Annotated in this window: 1 pseudogene; it reads left to right on the forward strand. The window is 33.9% G+C overall.

What is annotated here, in order from left to right:
* Positions 1–943: pseudogene (locus tag ACWA1B_RS22355) on the forward strand (hypothetical protein); the annotation flags it as partial.

Consider the following 943-nt stretch of genomic DNA (forward strand, 5'->3'; position numbering starts at 1 on the left):
TCGCCAAAACACTTACTTATACAGATGAGAAAGAACAAACTCATGTGCTTGATCTTGAATCTCTGGTAGGAAATGCCGAAACAAAAACAACTTTGGTTTATGATTCAACTTCTAACAAGTTAACCTATAATGGAGAAAGTGGAATTCCAACTGTAATTAATTTACAAGATTTAGTTGGTAATGCACAAACCGTAACCACTTTAGTAAAAGATTCAGATAATAATGGTAAGTATACTTATACCAATGAAGATAAAACACCTACCACTATCAATGTAGTGCAGGATGTAATAGATAATTTTACTAATGTTTTAGATGGAGAGAGAACTGATAAGGGACAGACTGCACATGAAGCTATAAGCACGATTGTTAAAGCGGAGCAGAGCCTTACATCATTGGAAGTGAAATTGGAAAGTGACGGTGCAAAATTAGTATATACAGACGAGAATGAAAATAGTAGAGAAATTCCTGTTTCAATGCTTGAAACTAAGACGTATCTGCAAAATAATGGAGGAGGATCTTATGTTTATACAAATGAAGAAGGAGCTCCTAGCCAAATTAATATTGTTCAGGACGTAGCAGACAATTTCACCAACATTGCAGGTCTTGAACGAAATGAAGGTGGTGGTCAGACAGTTAGAGATATATTACGCAGTTATACCTATGAAGATCAAACTGTCACGTCATTAGTTCATAATTCTGATGCTAAAACATTAACTTACAAAGATGAACTTGGAATCCCAACGGTAATTGATTTACAAGATTTAGTTGGTGATTCACAAACTGTGACTACACTGGAAAAAAATGGAAAGGGCTTATATACTTATACAAGTGAGGATGCTACTATAACTAATATTGATGTTGTTCAGGATGTTATTGATAATTCATCAACCATTTTCGAAAAAACCAAAGTTATAGATGAGATTACCAAACTAATCGGATTAAA

The sequence above is a fragment of the Flavobacterium xizangense genome (genome assembly GCF_054075145.1).